At 40.6% G+C, this 4,652-nt stretch carries 1 protein-coding gene and 1 pseudogene; both read left to right on the top strand.

Going from position 1 to position 4,652, the window contains the following annotated elements; genetic code table 11:
• Positions 1-231: 231 nt before the first annotated feature.
• Positions 232-340: pseudogene (locus ERX37_RS11800) on the top strand (YSIRK-type signal peptide-containing protein); the annotation flags it as partial.
• A gap of 624 nt (positions 341-964) precedes the next feature.
• On the top strand, positions 965-4,652 hold a 3,688-nt coding region (locus ERX37_RS11115), incomplete at its 3' end, for a collagen-flanked surface repeat-containing protein (protein ID WP_208001689.1).

The following is a 4,652-nucleotide window of genomic DNA, read 5'->3' on the forward strand; positions in this document are numbered from 1 at the left end:
AAGTATAGTTTTTCTCTGAGGTACATTACAGTTTTAAGTTATTTGAAAATATTTTTAAAAAAATTTAGAGAAAAATAATTGTGCAAAAAATATACATAATTTACTTATAATTATGTAATAAATTTAACAAAACATAATTTAGCAAAATAAATTGAAAGATTATAAGTATCGATTCGTTGTATAATGTTACAGAAGTTAAAATAAATTTATGATTTATTTGGAGGATATTAAATGAAAAAGAAATTCAATGTAAGTAAGTTAGACTTTATCCCTAATCGTCTTAACAAATACTCAATCAGACGATTCACTGTAGGAACAGCTTCGATTTTAATCGGATCTATGTTATTCCTGACAGATACTAATGATGCTCAGGCTCAGACAGGTGATAATGTTTCACTTCAGACAGAAGGCGTAAACTCTGATCCGTCAGATGCAGCTCCTGCAGCAACAACAGAAGAAGCGACCACGGAAGCCCCGGCAACGACGGAAGCCCCGGCAACGACGGAAGCCCCGGCAACGACGGAAGCCCCGGCAACGACGGAAGCCCCGGCAACGACGGAAGCCCCGGCAACGACGGAAGCACCGGCAAAAACAGAAGAAGCGACCACGGAAGCCCCGGCAACGACAGAAGCCCCGGCAACGACAGAAGCCCCGGCAACGACAGAAGCCCCGGCAACGACAGAAGCCCCGGCGACAACAGAGAAAGCAACGACAGAAGCCCCGGCGACAACAGAGAAAGCAACGACAGAAGCCCCGGCGACAACAGAGAAAGCAACGACAGAAGCCCCGGCGACAACAGAAGAAGCGCCTGCGGAAGCCCCGGCAACAACAGAAGGAACAACTGAAAATCCAACTTCAGAAACAACAAGCGAATCTTCAACAAGTGAAACAACACCAATCGTTGAACCGACAACAGAAACTGTAGATGCAACTATTGCTGACTTAAATACAAAAACAACAAGTCTTGACTGATTACTTAGTAGATAATACAGGTGTCACACAAGAAGAAGCAGCAGCGAATCTTGAAACAATGAATCTGGATTATGACACTTTAACTTCAGATGAACTTGTGGCTGCAATGTTATTAGCAATTGCAAATGAACAAAATGCAAGTACAGTAGTCGCAACACCGGTAGATGAGCAACCTGTTGTTAATGAAGAAAGTATTGCAATCGCTACAAATGAAACAGCAGTAGCAGAGCCAATTACTTCACCTGTTAAATTCAGAATGCTTACAGCTTCACCAACATTATTATCAACAACTTCAATAGCAGCCCCTACAGCAACTTTGGTAGGATCTACAACCCCGCAGAATGTAAATAATTATGTAAAAGCAACAACTACTTATGAAATATTAGGTGGTGGAAAAAGTGCCAATGAGGTGTGGATAACAACTGATGGATCTCTTAAGTTAAACACTAGTTATGTAGTCGATGATGCAGTTACAGAAGGCGACTATTTTACAATGGATTTTGGAACTTATATTCATCCAAGTACATTTGATAAACCATATAAGGTAGGAAACATTTATGATGCAAATGGTAGCACTATTGCAATTGGCTCATATGATGCCACTACTAATACCGCTAAATATACATTTACTAACTATGTAGATTTGTATAATAATGTTTCAGGCTCTTATTCACTCCTTACACATCCTAAAAGAGATATCGTTACAGATAATAAACAATCGGTCCCAGTAACCGTTACGACAGCGGGGGAAAGTACGACACAAAATGTAATATTTGATTATGGTAACAAGAATGTTCTTGCTATCAATGCATTGGACTATAAAATTGGAAATACAGCAGTATTTACTAGTTATATTAACCAGCCTCATACTGCAATATACGACACTAGCGTTAAACTTACAGGAACTGGATACACTTTCAGTTCTACATCACAGATTGAAGTATATCAAGTTACAAATGATGTACAATTCAGAGATAGTTTTTCACCCGATTATTCCTCTCTGACTAAAGTAAATCCGCCTATAATAATTAATGCAGATGGTACAGCAACTATCAATCTTGGAGACATTGGTACAACCGGATATATTATAAAGAGTACTGCAGATAAAGTAGCTTCTTTTACAGGCACACCTACTTTTAACACAACTTTAACATATGCAACAGTAAATGGAGGAACGAAGTCTACATCTGGAAATACAGCCAATCTTTCATCTACATCGGTAAGTTCAACTGGTTCTGGCTCTACCGCGACATATTCAATCGGCGATACCGTATGGGTAGATACTAATAGAGATGGGATACAGAATGAGACTGCAACAGGTTTAGCAGGGGTTACAGTTAATTTACTTGATTCTACAGGAATAAGACTAGCCACTACTACTACTGACTCTAGTGGAAAATATATATTCACTGGTGTGAATAACGGAAACTACCAAATTCAGGTGGTTGAGCCTACAGGTTATGATTTTACTGTCGCAAATATAGGTACAAATGATACTGTAGATTCGGATATGGTTTTAACAAATGGAAAATATATCACGCCCGTGACTATTAATAGTGCAAACGTGACGACGGTCGATGCTGGTTTAGTAAAAGAAACTTACAATATTGGAGATCGCGTTTGGGATGATGCCAATAAAGATGGTGTTCAAACAACTGGCGAGACTGGAATTGCAGGAACGACAGTTATCTTAAGAGATACAAATAATAACGAGATTGCACGTACAACGACTGATTCTACGGGTAACTATAACTTTGCGAATGTAGCAAACGGCAATTATGTTGTTGAATTTGTAACGCCAACTGGTTACGAGCCAACAATTGCAAACAATAGTGCTAATGATGTTATTGATTCAGATGGACGTTATGCATCTGTAACTATTAATGATGCTGATAATAACACCATAGACAGTGGATTTACTAAAATTGTAACTCCAACCACTACACCTGTATATAACCTGGGTGATTATGTATGGTTAGATTCGAACAAAGATGGTCTGCAAACAGCAGGAGAGACAGGTATTGGCGGAGTACAAGTATTACTTAAAGATGCCAATAATCGTACAATCCAGACAACTGTTACGGATAATGCAGGTAACTACGGTTTTTATGACTTACCACAAGGTACTTACACAGTGGAATTTATTGCGCCAGGTTCTTATACAGCAACTACTACTGGAACTAATCCTGCAAGTACCACTGATTCTAATGGTATTAAAACAACTGTAAACTTAACTTCTAATAATACATCTATCGATTTAGGCTTAGTTCAACAACCACCAACAGTAACTCCGGAATATGAGTTAACAATTGATGATGTGAGCTATGAAATTATCGTGCGTGAGAACACTGCCTTACCTGAAAATACAATTTCATTAGTTCAACAAGGGGCTGATGGACGCGAACGAGTTGTTTATCAACTGAATCCAGACGTAGACCCATCTACAATGACGGCAACTAATAATGAAGAATTTTACAGTAAATACTTCACTGAAGTTTCACGCCAAGTTATTTATGCACCACAAGATGCAATTATTGAATACAACTTAGCAAAAGCAGTACAAGATATTACTTATAATCCAACTGCAAATACTTACAATGTAACTTATACAGATGGAACTACAGCTACATTACCTGGACAAAGTCCTAGTACAATTACTTCTACATCTGAACGTGGTACAGGTTCTATAGATGGTGGACCGATAGTTAATGGTACATGGATTAATTTCTATACTGTCGATGCAAATGGTGTAAGAAGTGAAACGCCATATGACACAACATTTATACCTGATGGTACTAACGGTATCGATGGAACTGACGGTACGTCACCTACAATATCAGTTGTAGATAATGCTGATGGCACGCATACAGTAACAATTACAAACCCAGATGGTACAATAACAACAACAGTCATTAAAGATGGTGAAAAAGGGGATACTGGTGCGACAGGTGCAACTGGAGCTGATGGTAAAGATGGTGTATCACCTACAGTAAATGTAACTGACAATGGAGACGGTACACATACAGTGACAGTCAACAATCCAGATGGCACGACATCTACAACAATCATCAAAGATGGTGTGGACGGCGAATCACCAACGGCGACAGTAGTCGACAACGGCGATGGCACGCATACAGTGACGATCACAAATCCAGATGGTACGACAACAACAACAGTCATCAAAGACGGTGTTGACGGAGTAGACGGTAAAGATGGTGTATCACCAACGGCGACAGTAGTCGACAATGGAGACGGTACACACACAGTGACGATCACAAATCCAGACGGCACGACGACAACAACAGTGATCAAAGATGGTGCGGACGGCGAATCACCGACAGCGACAGTAGTCGACAACGGCGACGGCACGCATACAGTGACGATCACGAATCCGGATGGCACGACAACAACAACAGTGATTAAAGATGGTGCGGACGGCGAATCACCGACAGCGACAGTAGTCGACAACGGCGACGGGACGCACACAGTGACGATCACAAATCCAGATGGTACGACAACAACAACAGTCATCAAAGACGGAGTAGACGGTAAGTCACCAACGGCGACAGTAGTCGACAACGGCGACGGCACGCATACAGTGACAATCACAAATCCGGATGGCACGACAACAACAACAGTGATCAAAGATGGTGCGGACGGCGAATCACCGACAGCGACAG

It is taken from the genome of Macrococcus hajekii (assembly GCF_004359505.1).
Classification (GTDB): domain Bacteria; phylum Bacillota; class Bacilli; order Staphylococcales; family Staphylococcaceae; genus Macrococcus; species Macrococcus hajekii.